General features: G+C 64.9%; 13 protein-coding genes. 6 read left to right on the top strand and 7 right to left on the bottom strand.

The features are described from left to right. The first annotated feature begins 39 nt into the window (after positions 1 to 39). The 5 genes from NKH13_RS07150 (at position 40) to NKH13_RS07130 (ending at position 8,248) form a co-directional block, all read left to right on the top strand. Positions 40 to 798: a nucleotidyltransferase family protein gene (locus NKH13_RS07150; RefSeq protein WP_352911686.1), complete on the top strand. Its 759-nt coding sequence runs from the start codon at positions 40 to 42 to the stop codon at positions 796 to 798. Then, a complete protein-coding gene (addB, locus tag NKH13_RS07145) occupies positions 795 to 3,932 on the top strand; it encodes a double-strand break repair protein AddB (RefSeq protein WP_352911684.1) in 3,138 nt (1,045 codons plus the stop codon). Before NKH13_RS07150 ends, addB begins: the two co-directional genes overlap by 4 nt. After that, the gene (gene addA / locus NKH13_RS07140) at positions 3,929 to 7,441 is read left to right on the top strand and encodes a double-strand break repair helicase AddA (RefSeq protein ID WP_352911681.1); all 3,513 of its coding nucleotides are present in this window, start codon (positions 3,929 to 3,931) and stop codon (positions 7,439 to 7,441) included. Before addB ends, addA begins: the two co-directional genes overlap by 4 nt. 73 nt (positions 7,442 to 7,514) lie before the next feature. Next, a complete protein-coding gene (gene trxA, locus NKH13_RS07135; protein ID WP_023677558.1) occupies positions 7,515 to 7,838 on the top strand; it encodes a thioredoxin in 324 nt (107 codons plus the stop codon). 128 nt (positions 7,839 to 7,966) lie between these two features. Beyond that, positions 7,967 to 8,248 (top strand): cupin domain-containing protein, encoded by a 282-nt coding sequence (locus NKH13_RS07130; protein ID WP_352717209.1) that lies wholly within the window; start codon positions 7,967 to 7,969, stop codon positions 8,246 to 8,248. A gap of 47 nt (positions 8,249 to 8,295) precedes the next feature. Here the strand turns inward: NKH13_RS07130 and NKH13_RS07125 are convergent, their stop codons facing one another. The 6 genes from NKH13_RS07125 to NKH13_RS07100 all read right to left on the bottom strand — a co-directional run bounded on the left by NKH13_RS07125 (position 8,296) and on the right by NKH13_RS07100 (position 13,958). Then, positions 8,296 to 8,715 carry a VOC family protein gene (locus NKH13_RS07125; protein WP_352717210.1) on the bottom strand — a complete coding sequence of 140 codons (420 nt, stop codon included), beginning with the start codon at positions 8,713 to 8,715 and terminating at the stop codon, positions 8,296 to 8,298. Positions 8,716 to 8,764: 49 nt separating this feature from the next. Beyond that, positions 8,765 to 10,090, bottom strand: a complete 1,326-nt coding sequence (locus NKH13_RS07120; RefSeq protein WP_352717212.1) for a bifunctional folylpolyglutamate synthase/dihydrofolate synthase — start codon at positions 10,088 to 10,090, stop codon at positions 8,765 to 8,767. Positions 10,091 to 10,152: 62 nt separating this feature from the next. Further along, on the bottom strand, positions 10,153 to 11,079 hold the full coding sequence (gene accD, locus NKH13_RS07115) for an acetyl-CoA carboxylase, carboxyltransferase subunit beta (RefSeq protein WP_352717214.1): 927 nt from the start codon (positions 11,077 to 11,079) through the stop codon (positions 10,153 to 10,155). A gap of 93 nt (positions 11,080 to 11,172) precedes the next feature. Next, positions 11,173 to 12,012 carry a tryptophan synthase subunit alpha gene (gene trpA, locus NKH13_RS07110; protein ID WP_352911676.1) on the bottom strand — a complete coding sequence of 280 codons (840 nt, stop codon included), beginning with the start codon at positions 12,010 to 12,012 and terminating at the stop codon, positions 11,173 to 11,175. 2 nt (positions 12,013 to 12,014) lie between these two features. Continuing rightward, positions 12,015 to 13,265, bottom strand: coding sequence for a tryptophan synthase subunit beta (trpB, locus tag NKH13_RS07105; RefSeq protein ID WP_352911674.1), 1,251 nt, complete (start codon positions 13,263 to 13,265; stop codon positions 12,015 to 12,017). 33 nt (positions 13,266 to 13,298) lie between these two features. Continuing rightward, on the bottom strand, positions 13,299 to 13,958 hold the full coding sequence (locus NKH13_RS07100) for a phosphoribosylanthranilate isomerase (protein WP_352717373.1): 660 nt from the start codon (positions 13,956 to 13,958) through the stop codon (positions 13,299 to 13,301). A gap of 165 nt (positions 13,959 to 14,123) precedes the next feature. Between NKH13_RS07100 and NKH13_RS07095 the strand changes: the two genes are divergently transcribed. Beyond that, complete coding sequence (locus NKH13_RS07095) at positions 14,124 to 14,342, top strand: hypothetical protein (protein ID WP_352717216.1); 219 nt, start codon at positions 14,124 to 14,126, stop codon at positions 14,340 to 14,342. Between the two features lie 8 nt (positions 14,343 to 14,350). Here NKH13_RS07095 and NKH13_RS07090 read toward each other — a convergent pair whose 3' ends face one another. Beyond that, positions 14,351 to 15,109, bottom strand: coding sequence for a M48 family metallopeptidase (locus NKH13_RS07090; protein ID WP_352717218.1), 759 nt, complete (start codon positions 15,107 to 15,109; stop codon positions 14,351 to 14,353). Positions 15,110 to 15,146 lie beyond the last annotated feature (37 nt).

Here is a 15,146-nt window from a genome sequence, read left to right as displayed (position 1 = left end):
GCTAAGGATTTGGGCCTGAAGGCGTCGGATGAGCAGCCGATGCCGACGACCGCCATGGTGCTCGCCGCCGGGCTCGGCAAGCGCATGCGGCCGATCACCGAGACAATGCCGAAGCCGCTGGTCAAGATCGCCGGCAAGACATTGCTCGACTGGGGGCTGGACTGCCTAGCCGAAGCCGGCGTCGCCAAGGCCGTCGTTAACGTCCATTACCTGCCGCAACAGATCGTGGACCATGTAGCCCGCCGCAGTGCGCCGAGAATCGTCATCTCGGATGAGAGCACCGGCCTGCTCGACTCTGCCGGCGGTATCGTCAAGGCATTGCCCAGGTTAGGGGCGCCCTTCTATGTGCTTAACGCGGACACCTTCTGGATCGACAGCGGCGTTTCCAATCTCAGGCGACTTGCCCTTGCATGGGAGGGCGCGACAATGGACATTCTGCTGATGCTTGCGGATCTCCAGTCGGCAACCGGGCATAGCGGCGGCACCGATTTCCTGATGGCGCCGGATGGCGCCTTGCGGCGTGCGAACAACGATCCGGCCGGCCTGATCTATGCCGGCGCAGCAATCGTCCATCCGCGCATCTTCAAGGATGCGCCGGGCGGCCCGCTGTCGCTCAACGCCTATTTCGATGCGGCAATCGCCGCCGGCCGCCTGTTCGGCATGAAGATGCAGGGTCACTGGATCACTGTCGGCACACCGGACGCGATCCCGCGGGCGGAAGCAGCGGTCGCCGCTGCGCTTGCCGGCACGCCCGATGCTGTTGCTGAGGCACCCGGCGCTCTTACCGAGTCGAAATGAGCGGCTCCCGCCGCGTTTTCTCGATCCCGCCCGGAGCGCCGTTCCTGCCGACGCTGGCCGAGGCGCTGCTTGCAGGGCGCCTGGTTCCCGGCTTTGCCTATGATGGCGATCCGCTGGTGCTGGCCGATCTCACCATCTATGTGCCGACGCGCCGTGCGGCGCGGGCGCTTCGCGGCGTCTTCGTCGATGCTCTCTCGCGCTCCGGAAGCCGCTCGGCGATCCTGCCGGTCATCCGCCCGCTTGGTGAGTTCGATGAAGATGAAGCCGCCTTCGAGGCGGGAGCTTCGGCCGCCATCGACCTTGCGCCGCCGATCGCCGCGGTAGAGCGCCTGTTGCTGCTTGCGCCACTGGTGCGGGCGTGGAAACGCCGCCTGCCGGCGCATGTCGCGGCATTGTTCGACGAGGAGATCGTCATCCCGGCCTCCGCCGCCGACGCCATCTGGCTGGCGCGCGACCTTGCACGCCTGATGGATGAGATCGAGACCGAAGGCACGGATTGGGCAAGGCTCGCCGACCTTGTGACCGGCAATCTTGCAGGCTGGTGGCAGGTGACGCTCGATTTCCTGACCATCGTGACCGAGAACTGGCCGAAGCTGCTCGAGGAACGCCATCGCTCCAATCCGGCCGCGCATCGTAATGCCCTGATAAGGCTGGAGGCGGCGCGGCTGAAGCGTAATCCGCCGGCCGGACCGGTGATCGCCGCCGGTTCCACCGGCTCCATTCCCGCCACGGCCGAGCTGCTTGCCGTGATCGCCGGTCTGCCCAATGGCGCCGTTGTGCTGCCCGGGCTCGACCGGGCGCTGGACGAGCCGTCCTTTGCCGCCATCAGTGCACTTGGCGCGCGCCCGGCCCTGCTTGGCCACCCGCAATACGGCCTGGCAAAGTTGATCGGCAAGATCGGCGTGCCGCGCGCCGATGTCGGGGAACTCGCTGTTGCGCCGCGGCCGCTTGCACTGCGCGCCGCACTCGTCGGCGAAGCGCTGCGCCCGGCGGAGACCACCGAGCTGTGGGCCGAGACGCGCGCCCGCTTTACGGCCGGCGATATTGCCGAGGCCTTCGCCGATGTGACGCTTCTCGAAGCCGCCAGCGAACGCGACGAAGCCGTAGCGATCGCCGTCGCGCTCAAACAGGCCGTCGAGCGGCCCGGCCAGCGCGCAGCACTCGTCACCGGCGACCGCGCACTGGCGCGGCGCGTCTCAGTCGAGCTGTTGCGCTTCGGCGTTGCCGCCGACGATTCCGGCGGCACGCTGCTCATCAACACGCCAGCCGCCAGCCTGCTCAGGCTGGCGCTTCAGGCAGCCTTCCGCCCGGGCGACCCGGTCGCCCTACTGTCGCTGCTCAAGCATCCCCTGCTTGGCCTCGGCCTGGAGCGGGCAAGCGTGCGCCATGCGGCCGAGATAGTCGAACTCGTGGCGCTGCGCGGCGGCACCGGTCGTCCGGACGTGGCGTCGCTGCCGCAACTCTTCGATGCCCGGCTCCTCGAATTCGACGGCGGTGGCAATCGCCGCCCGCCTTTCTGGCGATCGCGCCTCTCGGTCAGGCGCATTGAGCAGGCCCGCGACCTGCTGATCCGGCTAACGGCTGCGCTGGCGCCGCTGGTTGCCTTTCGCGGCGAGGAGAATGCCGATCTTGCCACGCTTGTGCGCGCCAGTGTCGGCGTGCTCGAAAGCCTCGGACGCGCCGCCGACGGCAGCCTGAGCGAACTCTATGCCGGCGATGCCGGCGAAAAGCTTGCCGAGCTCTTGCGCGGTCTGGTCGCGGCCTCGGTGTCGTTCTCCTTCGCCGCTGACGAATGGCCTGACGTGATGGAGGCGCTGATCGCGCCCGAGACGGTCAAGCCGGCGCAGGGCACCGACAGGAACATCGCCATCTGGGGTGTGCTGGAAGCGCGGCTTCAGGACGTCGATACGCTGGTCGTCGGCGGGCTCAACGAAGGCGTGTGGCCGCGCAAGCCGGAGAGTGACCGCTTCATGTCGCGGCTGATGAAGACCGGCATCGATCTTGAACCGCCGGAGCGGCGCATCGGCCTTGCCGCCCATGATTTCCAGATGGCCATGGGCGCCAAAAAAGTGGTGCTGGCTCGCTCCGCCCGCTCCGGCGACGCACCGTCGGTACCTTCGCGCTGGCTGCAGCGCATCCTTACCTTCGTCGGCGAGGATCATGCCGCGGCACTTCGCCGGCGCGGCGACGAACTGCTTGCCTGGGCGCGTGCGCTCGATGCCGGCGAAAAGCAGGACTTTGCGCCGCGGCCGCAGCCGAAACCGCCGCTCGCCGCACGGCCGCACCACCTCTCGGTCACCGAGATCGAAACGCTACGTCGCGATCCCTATGCGGTCTATGCCAGAAGGATACTCGGCCTGATGCCGCTCGATCCGGTCATTCGCGATCCGGGCGCCGCCGAGCGCGGCACGCTGTTTCACGCTATTCTGCACTTGTTCTCGCGGACGGTGGCCGATCCGCGCGCGCCGGAGGCGCTGGACGGGCTCATCGCCGCCGGCCGCTCCTGCTTTGCCGAGGCGGCTCTGCCGGCCGATGTCGAGGCGGTGTGGTGGCCACGCTTCGAAAAGCTTGCCGCCGGCATCATCGAATGGGAGCGCGGCCGGGCCGCAGCCGTGGCACGGCGGCACGCCGAGGAACGCGCCGAAAAGACCGGTGTCGGCCGATCCGGCGTGACCCTGTCCGGCTCTGCCGATCGCATCGATCTGCTGGCTGGCGGAATGGCCGACATTCTCGATTACAAGACCGGCTCGTCGCCATCCAAAGCACAGGCGCACACGCTGCTCGCGCCGCAACTGGCGCTGGAGGGCGCGCTGCTGCGTCGCGGCGCCTTCAAGGAGCTTGGCGCACGCGAGCCGTCGCAACTGGCCTTCGTGCGGCTGAAGCCGAATGGCGAGGTGTTCGAAGAATCGATCCTCGAATACAACCGCAAGCCGCGAACCGCCGCCGATCTCGCCGAAGAGGCGTGGGCGCGGCTGGAAAAACTGCTGATCCACTACGCCGACCCGGCGACCGGCTATCTGTCGCGGGCGCTGCCGTTCCGCGAGGGCGAGACCGACGGCGACTATGATCATCTCGCCCGCGTGCTCGAGTGGTCGGCCGGCGGCGATGCCGACGACGAGGGAGGGGAGGTATGAAAAAGGCCTACCCCATTCCAAGCGACACCGCCGCCAGCCAGGCAAGCGCCTCCGATCCGCATAATTCCGCCTGGGTGTCGGCCAATGCCGGATCGGGCAAGACCCATGTACTCGCCCAGCGCGTCATCCGGCTTCTGCTGCGCGGCACCCATCCGTCCAAGATCCTGTGCCTGACCTATACGCGTGCCGCCGCCGCCAACATGTCCAACCGGGTGTTTTCGACCCTGTCGCAATGGACGGCCCTGGGCGATGCCGAGCTCTCGACACGGATAGAGGCGCTGGACGGGCGCCAGCCCGACCGCGAAACCATGCGCCGGGCGCGGCGGTTGTTTGCCGAGGCGCTGGAAACCCCGGGCGGGCTGAAGATCCAGACCATCCACGCCTTCTGCGAATCGGTGCTGCATCAGTTCCCGCTGGAAGCCAATATCCCGGCGCATTTCGAAATGCTCGATCCGCAAATGGAGGCTTCGCTGTTTGCCGCCGCCCGCCGCGACATGATTTCGGGCGGCGTTGCAGGCGATGCGGCATTGGCCGAGGCCTTCGCCACCGTGCTGGAGCGCGGTGGCGAACATGGGCTTGACGCACTGCTGGCCGAGATCGTGCGCAAGCGCGATGGTTTGCGCGCCTTCATCGCCGCGGCCGGCGGCGATAGTTTTCAGGCGCTGTTCGATGAGTTTCAGTTTCGCGCCGGCCAGACCGCCGAAGGCATAGCCGCCTCCGTCTGGCCGCTGCCCGGCTTCCTGCCGGATTATCTCGTCACTTTTTCACGGTCGGCTGAGGCCGCCGATGCGCGCATCGTGCTGAACAATCTGCTGCCATACGCCCGTCTTGCCTTCGCCGAGGAGCATCCGGTCCGCCGCCTGAATCTGCTCTCCAAGGCTTTCCTGAGGGCCGACGGCGAGCCTTACGATCCGGCAAAGACGTTTAAAAGGGCATTGCTTGACCGGCTGCCCGATCTTGCCGAACGTTATCTGGCGGCGGTCGACGCCATTCTCGAAATCTCCGACCGGCTGGCCTTGTTCAGAATGCTGGAAGGCACGCGTGCCGCACTGACCATCGCCGACTGGCTGATCGCCCGCTACGAGCAATTGAAGCGCGCCCGCGGCTTCCTCGACTTCAACGACCTGATCACCCGCACGGTCAATTTACTGGCGCGGCCCGACGCCGGCCCATGGGTGCAATACAAGCTCGACCAGGGCATCGACCACATCCTCCTCGACGAGGCGCAGGACACCAGTCCCGACCAGTGGGAGGTGGTCAAGCGGCTGGCGGAGGAGTTCTTTGCCGGGCTCGGCGCACGCGACGCCGTCCACCGCACCATCTTTGCGGTCGGCGACGAAAAGCAGTCGATCTATTCCTTCCAGGGAGCCGCCCCGGATTCCTTTGCCGACAGCCGGCTTTTGTTTGCCGGCAAAGTTAGATCGGCCGATGCGGCCTTCGCCGATCTCAAGCTGACCTGGTCGTTTCGCTCGACCGACGACGTGCTTGCGGCGGTGGATCGTGTCTTTGCCGACCCGAACGTGCGGCGCGGCATCAGCCATGATCCCGATCCGCTCGACCACAAGGCGATCCGTACCGATGCGCCGGGTTATGTCGAGGTCTGGCCGTCGATCGGCGCCGACGTCGTCGACGAACCAGACGATTGGACGCAAGCGGTCGACCATGCCCACGCGCCGGCAGTCCGCGTCGCTGAAAACGTCGCCGCAACCATTGCCGGCTGGATTGGCAGCGGCGAGGTCATCGAAGGCCGCGGCAAGAAACTCCGCCCCGGCGACGTGCTGGTGCTGGTGCGCAAGCGCGATCGCTTCGTCCATGCGCTAACGCGGGCGCTGAAGCGCCGCGACATTCCGGTGGCCGGCGCCGATCGGCTCAGCCTGCCCGGCCACATCGCGGTGAAAGACCTGATCGCACTTGGCCATTTTCTCATCCAGCCCGAGGACGATCTGTCGCTCGCTGCCGTGCTGCGCAGCCCGATCTTCGATGTCTCGGAAGAGCAGCTTTTCGCGCTTGCTGCCGAGAGGCCGTCGGGCGTCTCGCTGATCGCCTCGCTGCGCCGGCATGCCGGCGAAAGCGAGGCGTTGGCCGCCGTCGTCAGCCGGCTCGACACATGGTCGAACGAAGCCGCGTTCAATCAGGTGTTCGAATTCTATGCCGCAGCACTCGCCCGCGACGGCCTGCGCAAGAAGATGATCGCGCGGCTCGGGCCGGAGGCCGGCGATATCCTCGACGAATTCCTGAATTTCTGCCTGGCCGAGGAGCGGACCGGCCTGCCGGGACTGGAATCCTTCCTGTCGACATTGGAAAACGCCGGCCCCGAGATCAAGCGCGAAATGGACCAGACCCGCGACGAGGTTCGCGTCATGACCGTGCATGCCGCCAAAGGCCTGGAAGCGCCGGTGGTGTTCCTCGTCGATGGCGGTTCCGCGCCGTTCAGCGACCAGCATCTGCCGAGATTGATGCCGTTCGAAGGCTCGGGCGACTGCTGGGAGGGCAAGGGCTATCTCTGGCGTTCCGCCAGCGATGTCGCCAATGGGTTTTCACGCGCGGCATCGGCCCGCGCCCGCGAGCTCGCCGACGACGAATACCGCCGGCTGCTCTATGTCGGCATGACCCGCGCCGAGGATCGGCTGATCGTCTGCGGCTACCATGGCAAGCGGGCGCCGAATACCGGCACCTGGCATTCGATCGTCAGCCGCGCACTGGTCGGTGCCGCGGAGAGCGAAGAACGCCGGCATCCCGCCGCTGGCGAGACCGTGCATCGTTTCCAGGTGACGAAGCTGCCGCCCATGCCGTCGGCGGCAGTGGGTGAGGCACGACAGGCGGAACGCTTTGCGCCATTGCCGGAAACCCTGTTCCAGCCTCTGCCGCCCTTCGAGGAATTGCCGCGGCCGCTCTCGCCGTCCGGCGCCTCGGTGCTGATCGACGAGGCGCGGCAAGCGGTGGCCGACACGCGTTCGCCGGTACTGGATGCCGACGCCGAGCCCGGCTTTGCCGTCATGCGCGGGCTGGCGCTGCACAAATTGCTGCAGATGCTACCCGGCATCGCCGAGGGAAAACGCCAGGATGCCGCTGAACGCTATCTGGCAAGAGCCGGCGCGGGATGGCCCGACGACGAGCGCGACAAGGCCTTGGCTGGCGTTTTCAGAATTCTTGCCGACAGCCGCTTCGCGCCGCTGTTTGCGCCAAACTCGCGCGCTGAAGTCGCCATCATGGGCAGCCTGGGAGTGAGGGGCAAACTGCGCTCGATTTCCGGCAAGATCGACCGGCTGGCAGTAACGCCGGACAAGGTTTCGATCGTCGACTACAAGACCAATCGGCCAGCGCCGGCTACGCTCGCCGAAGTGCCGCAAGCCTATGTTTTGCAGCTCGCACTCTATCGCGCGCTGCTTCAGCCGCTCTATCCGGGACGCGAGGTCTCGGCGGCGCTGCTGTTTACCGAGGCGCCGCGGCTGATCGAGCTGCCGGCGGCGGCCATGGACGACGCGCTTGCTAGACTCACGGGAGCGTGACACAAGACTTGCTTGAACACGGACGCGATCACCACCACATTTGGTGCGACGAACAAATCGAAAGGATCTCAGCATGGCTACCGTCAAGGTCGACAAGAGCAATTTCCAGGCCGACGTGCTCAACGCCAAGGAGCCGGTCGTGGTCGATTTCTGGGCGGAATGGTGCGGCCCGTGCAAGATGATCGCCCCGGCGCTTGAGGACATTGCCATCGAACTCGGCAGCAAGATAAAGATCGCCAAGCTCAACATCGACGAGAATCCTGAGCTGGCCGCGCAGTTCGGCGTGCGCTCGATCCCGACGCTGATGATCTTCAAGGGCGGCGAAGTCGCCGACATGAAGGTCGGTGCTGCGCCGAAAACGGCATTGTCGCACTGGATCAACGGCAGCCTCGCCTGATCCGATCAATATTTTGCAGAAAGGCCCGGCCTCGCGCCGGGCTTTCTTGTGGCGTCACCGATCCGCAGATCTGGCACTCGCCACTTGCCGTCTCATGCTCTTGTCTGGCTTAAAGCAGGAGAAGCGATATGACCGGATCCGCCAAGGCCACCGTCTTCATCGATAATGAGCGCGTCATCGTCACCGAATACCGCTTCGCTCCCGGCGACAACACCGGCTGGCACCGCCATGGCCACGACTATGTGATCGTGCCGCTGACCGACGGCAAGGTGAAGCTCCTGACCAAGGATGGCGAATCCTTCGCCGAGATGAAGAAGGGCTCGCCGTATTTCCGCAACGAGGGCGTCGAACATGACGTCATCAGCACAAACGATGGCGAATTCGCCTTCATCGAGGTCGAGCTGAAGTAAGTCCACCGACCATAGGCTGCGCCGCTACAATTGTCCGCGAGGCGCGATCACCAATCCGCGATACGATCGCCACCGACGAATTGTGCGCTTTTCTCAGTGTATTCGAACAGTTCTATCTTCACGCCGTTGGGGTCGCGGATCCAAGCCTGGTAGGTGTCATCGCACGCGCGTTTCTTGGAAGTGATATCAACCCCCTTTGACCTCAGATGGGCGATCGCGGCGTCGATGTTTTCCACTTCGAGGCAGAAGTGGTTGATCTGGTTCAAGTCGCTATAGCTGGCGCCGTCTTTCTGGAACACCTCGACATGGCTACGGCTGCCGCAATTGAGGTAGAAGCCGAAAATCTTCCCGTCGCGCAGAAAATTGAACTGCGTATCCATGCCGAGGACGTCTCGATAGAAGCTTCGCGTCATCTCCAGGTCATTCGCGAAAATGCAAACGTGAGCGAGCTGCTTTACCTTGATCATGATTGCCTCCTCGCGGTGGTCTCGTAAGTGTTCCCGGGTGAAGCACGCCTCAAACCGGCGGCGTGCCGTTTTCGGCCAATACCGCGCCGGCCAGGTAGAGCGATCCGCCGATCAGGATGCGTGGCGGCGGTCCGTCCCATGTGTCGCGCAGCAGCATCAGCGCATTGGCGACGGAACTGACCGGTTCGGCCGACAGGCCGGCCTCGATGGCGCGGGTCGCCAGTTCGTCGTTCGGCACGCCGGCGTCGCTCAGGCTCACCGGCACGGTGTAGACATGCCGGACCAGCCCTTTGAAGGCGCGGAAATAGCCGCTCTGGTCCTTGGTGTTGATCATGCCCGAGATCAGGAACAGGGGCCGCGGGTTCTTTTCCTCCTGCTCGGCCAGCGCCTCGGCGACGACCACGCCGGCGCCGGGATTGTGGCCGCCGTCGAGCCAGATGTCGGCGCCCTTTGGCGCCAGTTCGCTCAGCCGGCCCTGAGGCAGCTTCTGCATCCGGCCCGGCCAGGCAACATTGGCCATCGCCTTCTCGGCGGCGCGGTGGCTGATCTCGAAACCCGCCGCCTTGACCGCCGCGATCGCCGCCGCCGCATTGGCGAATTGGTGGCGTCCCGGCAGGCGCGGCGGCGGCAGGTCCATCAATCCGTCTTCGTCCTGATAGACCATGCGGCCGTTTTCCTCATAGGCAAGGAAGTCCTGGCCATAGAGGAAGGCGGGGCAGTCGAGCCGCTCGGCGGTTTCGATGAGCACCTGCTGCGCCGTCTCGCTTTCCTGCGCGCCGATGACGACCGGGCATCCGCGCTTGATGATGCCGGCCTTTTCGACGGCGATCAGCTCGACGCGGTCGCCGAGATAGGCTTCGTGGTCGAGCGAGACCGGCATGATCACCGACACGGCCGGCTCGGCGATGACATTGGTGGCGTCGAAGCGGCCGCCAAGGCCGACCTCGAGGATGACGGCATCGGCCGGATGTTCGGAAAACAGCAGGAAGGTGACGGCGGTGAGGATTTCGAAGACGGTGATCTTCTGGCCTTGATTGGCTTTGGCGACGCGGGCGATGGCTTCGGCGAAGACCTTGTCGTCCACCAGCTTGCCGCCGCCATCGGCGGCCAGCCGGTAGCGCTCGTGCCAGTTCACCAGATGTGGCGAGGTGTGGACGTGGACGCGGTAGCCGGCGGCTTCGAGCAGCGCCCGTGAAAAAGCAGCACAGGAACCCTTGCCGTTGGTGCCGGCGATGTGGATGACCGGCGGCAGCTGGTCCTGCGGATTGCCGAGCCGCTCGAGCAGCCGCGAAATGCGGTCGAGCGAAAGGTCGAAGCCCTTCGGGTGAAGCGCCATCAGGCTTTCGATTTCGCGGTCGGCGGCAAGCGTGGTCATGGAAGAATCCTAGGCGCGTGCGCAACGGCACACAACAGCCGCTCGCGCCGCGTGATGTCGCGTCAGGCGTGCGGCCGGGCTTCGGCCGGAATCACCGACGGCGGCAGGATTTCCGGCTCCTGCGGTTTTTGCTCTTCCGGCAGCTTGAGCAGCATTCTCAACAGTCGCGCAATCGTCTGACGCATTTCCAGCCGTGACACCACCATGTCGACCATGCCGTGTTCCATCAGATATTCGGCGCGCTGGAAGCCGTCGGGCAGCTTTTCGCGGATGGTCTGCTCGATGACGCGCGGGCCGGCAAAGCCGATCAGCGCGCCGGGCTCGGCAATATGCACGTCACCCAGCATGGCGTAGGAAGCGGTGACGCCGCCGGTCGTCGGGTTGGTCAGGACGACGATGTAGGGCAGGCCGGCCTCCTTCAGCCTGTCGACGCCGACCGTGGTCCGCGGCAACTGCATCAGCGACAGGATGCCTTCCTGCATACGGGCGCCGCCGGAGGCCGCAAACAGAATCAGCGGCCGCTTGCGCTGCAAGGCGACCTCGAAGCCATGCACGATGGCGTCGCCGGCCGCCATGCCGAGTGAGCCGCCCATGAAGGCAAAATCCTGCACCGTCACCACCACCGGCAGACCTTCGACGGTGCCCAGCGCATTGATGATGGCGTCTTCCATGCCGGTCTTGGCCTTGGCATCCTTCAGCCGGTCTAGGTAGCGCTTCTCATCGCGGAACTTGAGCGGATCCTGAACGACCTTGGGGTTTTCCAGCGTCTCGTATTTGCCGTCGTCGAGGAAGAATTTCAGCCGTTCCTTGGCCGATATCTTCATATGGTGGCCGGAGGACGGGATGACGAACTGGTTCTGCTCCAGATCCTTGTGGAACACCATTTCGCCGGTCTCGGGATCCTTGATCCACAGGTTTTCCGGCATGTCGGTGCGGCGGCCGAGCATCGAATTGATCTTCGGGCGGACGTAATTGGTGATCCAGTTCATCGCTTCGCTCCTGTCCTTACGAAGAGTTAGACCATGATCCCGAAAAGTGGAAACCGGTTATCGGCAAGATCATGGCCAACCAGAAGATCAAGATTATTCGGCGGCAGCAAGGCGAGCCGCGCGAACTCCTTGCGAAAGCCCGCTGACCAGCGTGGCGACGGCCTCGGCCGGATCGGCGGTCTTTTCGCCCTTCGGCCCGAGCACGTTGGCGACGGCATTGACAATCGCGGTTCCGACGACGACGCCGTCGGCTGACGCGCCGATGGTGCGCGCCTGCTCGGCGGTCTTGACGCCGAAGCCGACGCAGACCGGCAGGTGGGTATGGCTCTTGATGCGCTTGACCGCCGCCGCCACCTTGCCGGTGTCGGCCAGCGCCGAACCGGTGATACCGGTCATCGACACATAATAGACGAAGCCGGAGGTGTTCTGCAGCACCTTGGGCAGGCGCTTGTCGTCGGTGGTCGGCGTCGCCAGCCGGATGAAATTGATGCCGGCCTTGAGTGCCGGGATGCAAAGCTCCTCGTCCATCTCCGGCGGCAGGTCGACAACGATCAGCCCGTCTATGCCGCTAGCAATCGCGTCCTTCAGGAAGCGGTCGACGCCGTAGATGTAGATCGGATTGTAATAGCCCATCAACACGATCGGCGTTTCATTGTCGCCGGCGCGGAATTCCGAGGCCATCTTCAGCGTTTTGACCAGTGTCTGGCCGCCCTTCAGCGCCCGCAGGCCGGCCGCCTGGATCGCCGGGCCGTCGGCCATTGGATCGGAAAACGGCATGCCGAGCTCGATGATGTCGCTGCCGGCGCCGGGCAGCGCCTTCATGATCGACAGGGACGTGTCGTAGTCAGGGTCGCCGCCCATGAAATAGGTGACGAGTGCCGGTCGACCTTCGGCCTTCAGCTTTGCCATGCGGCGGTCGATACGGGTGGCCATGATCAGATCTCCATGCCCAGCATATTGGCCACTGTGTGCACGTCCTTGTCGCCGCGGCCGGACATGTTGACGATGACGATCTGTTCCTTGTCCATATCAGGCACGATCTTCACCGCCTGCGCGATGGCATGGGCCGATTCCAGCGCCGGAATGATGCCCTCGACGCGCGTCGTCAGCTGAAACGCCTCCAGCGCCTCGTCGTCGAGGATCGGCACATAGTCGACGCGGCCGGAATCGCGCAGCCACGAATGCTCCGGCCCGACGCCCGGATAGTCAAGGCCCGCCGAGATCGAGTGGCCGTCCATGATCTGGCCGTCGGCGTTCTGCAGGAGGTAGGTACGGTTGCCATGCAGCACGCCGGGCGCGCCGGCACTCATCGAGGCGCAATGCTCGATGCCGTCGAGGCCGCGACCGCCGGCTTCGACGCCGATGATGCGCACCTCACTATCGTCGAGGAAGGGATGAAACAGGCCGATGGCGTTGGAACCGCCGCCGACACAAGCGATGATCGTGTCCGGCAGCCGGCCTTCCTGCTCGAGGATCTGGGCGCGCGCCTCGGTGCCGATCACCGACTGGAAGTCGCGCACCAGCTCCGGATAGGGATGTGGGCCGGCGGCGGTGCCGATCAGGTAATAGGTGTCCTCGACATTGGTTACCCAGTCGCGCAGGGCCTCGTTCATGGCGTCCTTCAGCGTGCCGTGGCCGGCGGTCACCGGCCGCACCTCGGCGCCCAGAAGCTTCATGCGAAACACGTTGGGGCTTTGCCGGGCGACGTCGGTCGCGCCCATATAGACGATACAGGGAAGCCCGAAGCGCGCCGCCACTGTAGCGGAAGCGACGCCATGCTGGCCGGCACCGGTCTCGGCGATGATCCTCGTCTTGCCCATGCGCTTGGCGAGCAGGATCTGGCCGAGGCAGTTGTTGATCTTGTGCGAGCCGGTGTGGTTCAGGTCCTCGCGCTTGAAATAGACTTTTGCGCCACCCCCGAGGCCCTTAGCCGCGGAAACCCCGCGAAGATGCCGGGTAAGGCCTTCGGCGAAATAGAGCTTCGATGGCCGCCCGGCATAGTGCGTCGAGAGATCGGTCAGTTCGGCCTTGAAATCCGGGTCGTTCTTGACCTCGTTCCAGTGCCGCTCCAGCTCGAGGATCAGGGGCATCAGCGTTTCGGCAACGAAACGACCGCCAAAAATGCCGAACATGCCCTGCTCGTCGGGGCCGGTGCGGAAGGAATTCGGTATCGCCGGCTTATCCATCGCCGATCTCCTGGTCTGTGGTTTGAAGCGTGGTCAGGCGGCGCGGTTGTCGCGTGCTGCCCCGACGGCCCGGAAAAATTGTTCGATCAGCGCCGGTTCCTTGACGCCCGGTGCGCTCTCCACGCCCGAGGAAACATCTATTCCGGGCGGGTTCGCCAGCCGAAGGGCGTCGCCGATATTGCCGGCGTTGAGCCCACCGGAAAGCATGTAATCAACGCCGGCGTCAAGGCCGGCCAGAACGCGCCAGTCGAAGGCAAGGCCGTTGCCGCCCGGCAATTCCGAACCCTTAGGCGGCTTGGCGTCGAACAGGAAACGGTCGGCAATGCCGATGAAGGGTTTAACCCGCTCGAGATCGGCAGTCTCGCTGACCGGCAGCGCCTTCATCACCGGCAAGCCGTAGCGCGCCTTCACTTCGGCCACCCGCCCGGGGGTTTCGGCGCCGTGAAGCTGCAGCATGTCGGGCTGCATCTTTTCGACGATCTCGTCCAGGAACATATCGCTGGCGTCGACCGTCACCGCAACAGCCTTAGCCTTGCCGCGCGCCGCTTCGCGCAGGCGGCCGGCTTCCGCCGGCCCGACATAGCGCGGGCTTTTGGCAAAGAAAATGAAGCCGACATGGCTGGCGCCGCCGGCCAATGCCGCAGCCAGTGCCTTGTCGGTCTTCAACCCGCATATCTTGATGTCGAGCGCCATGGCGCGGGATTGGCACGAAACGGCAAAAGAGTCGAGAAAAAGCATCCTGTTTGCCGCCAGCCCGGAACGCGCTACCTTGCTAATGTAAGAGCGGAACGCGCTACCTTGCTAATATAAGAGCGCGACGCGCTACTTGCTCAGGCACAAAGGCGGGAGAACAAAGACATGCCGGAAAAGACCGTCGCGGAACTCAGGCAAAAGCTGGCACAGGCCCATGAGGTCATCGCTCATTTGATGGACAAGGCGGCTTTCAACGGCGCCGAGGCGCACCGGGCGCTGGCCTATTTCAGCAACGAGACCTTCGAGCAGGATTTTCTGCCTTGGCCGCGCCATGTCGATGAGGGGTTGCGGCCGGAGGAGTTGAACGCGGCGAATGACGATTGATCGGACAACTACTCGAACGCGATCGCCTGCAGCGCGCCGCCATTGCGCTTGAGCCAGTCCTTGCAGCGGTCAGTGTCCGGGCAAAGCTGCTCGCATAATTTCCAGAATTTCGGGCCGTGGTTCATCTCCTTGAGATGCGCCACCTCATGCGCGACGAGGTAGTTTATCACCGGCCGCGGCGCCATCATGATGCGCCAGGAAAACGACAGATTGCCGTCCGACGTGCACGATCCCCAGCGGCTCGACGTATCCTTGAAGCGGATCGCCTTGGCGCGCTTGCCAACCGCAGCACAGTGCTTGGTCACCAGCGCCTCGATCTCGCGCTTGGCCTCGCGCTTCAGGAAATCGGCGATGCGGCGCGGCAGATGCACGCGTTCGCCATGCACGATCATCAGCGGCCCGCGCTCGTCGTGCGACAGCGTGACGGTGCCGCGTTTCGACGGTTCATGGACGATGCGATGCGGCACGCCGCGCATCGGTATCTTGATGCCGGGCCGCACCTGCGGCCGATTGGGCACTTTGGCCAGCCTTTGCTCCAGCCAGTCCTGATGGCGGTCGAGGAATTTTTCGACCTCGCCGCGGCGCAGCCCCGGCGGCACGGTGATGCGCAGGCCGCGGCCGCCGGAATCGATGCGCAGCGTCAGGCGCCGCGCCCGGTCGTTCTCGACGATCTTGAGCGGCAGAGTGCGGCCGGCAACGCAATGCTCGCGCTCCACGACGGGCGTGGGCTTGGGTTTCGTCGGGGTGCGGAAGAAGCCGAAGGACATTCCGGGACGATACGTGATTCGAGGGAAACGACTAGAA

This window comes from Mesorhizobium sp. M1348 (genome assembly GCF_040317925.1).
GTDB lineage: Bacteria > Pseudomonadota > Alphaproteobacteria > Rhizobiales > Rhizobiaceae > Mesorhizobium.
This window is presented reverse-complemented; position numbering and strand designations above follow the sequence as displayed.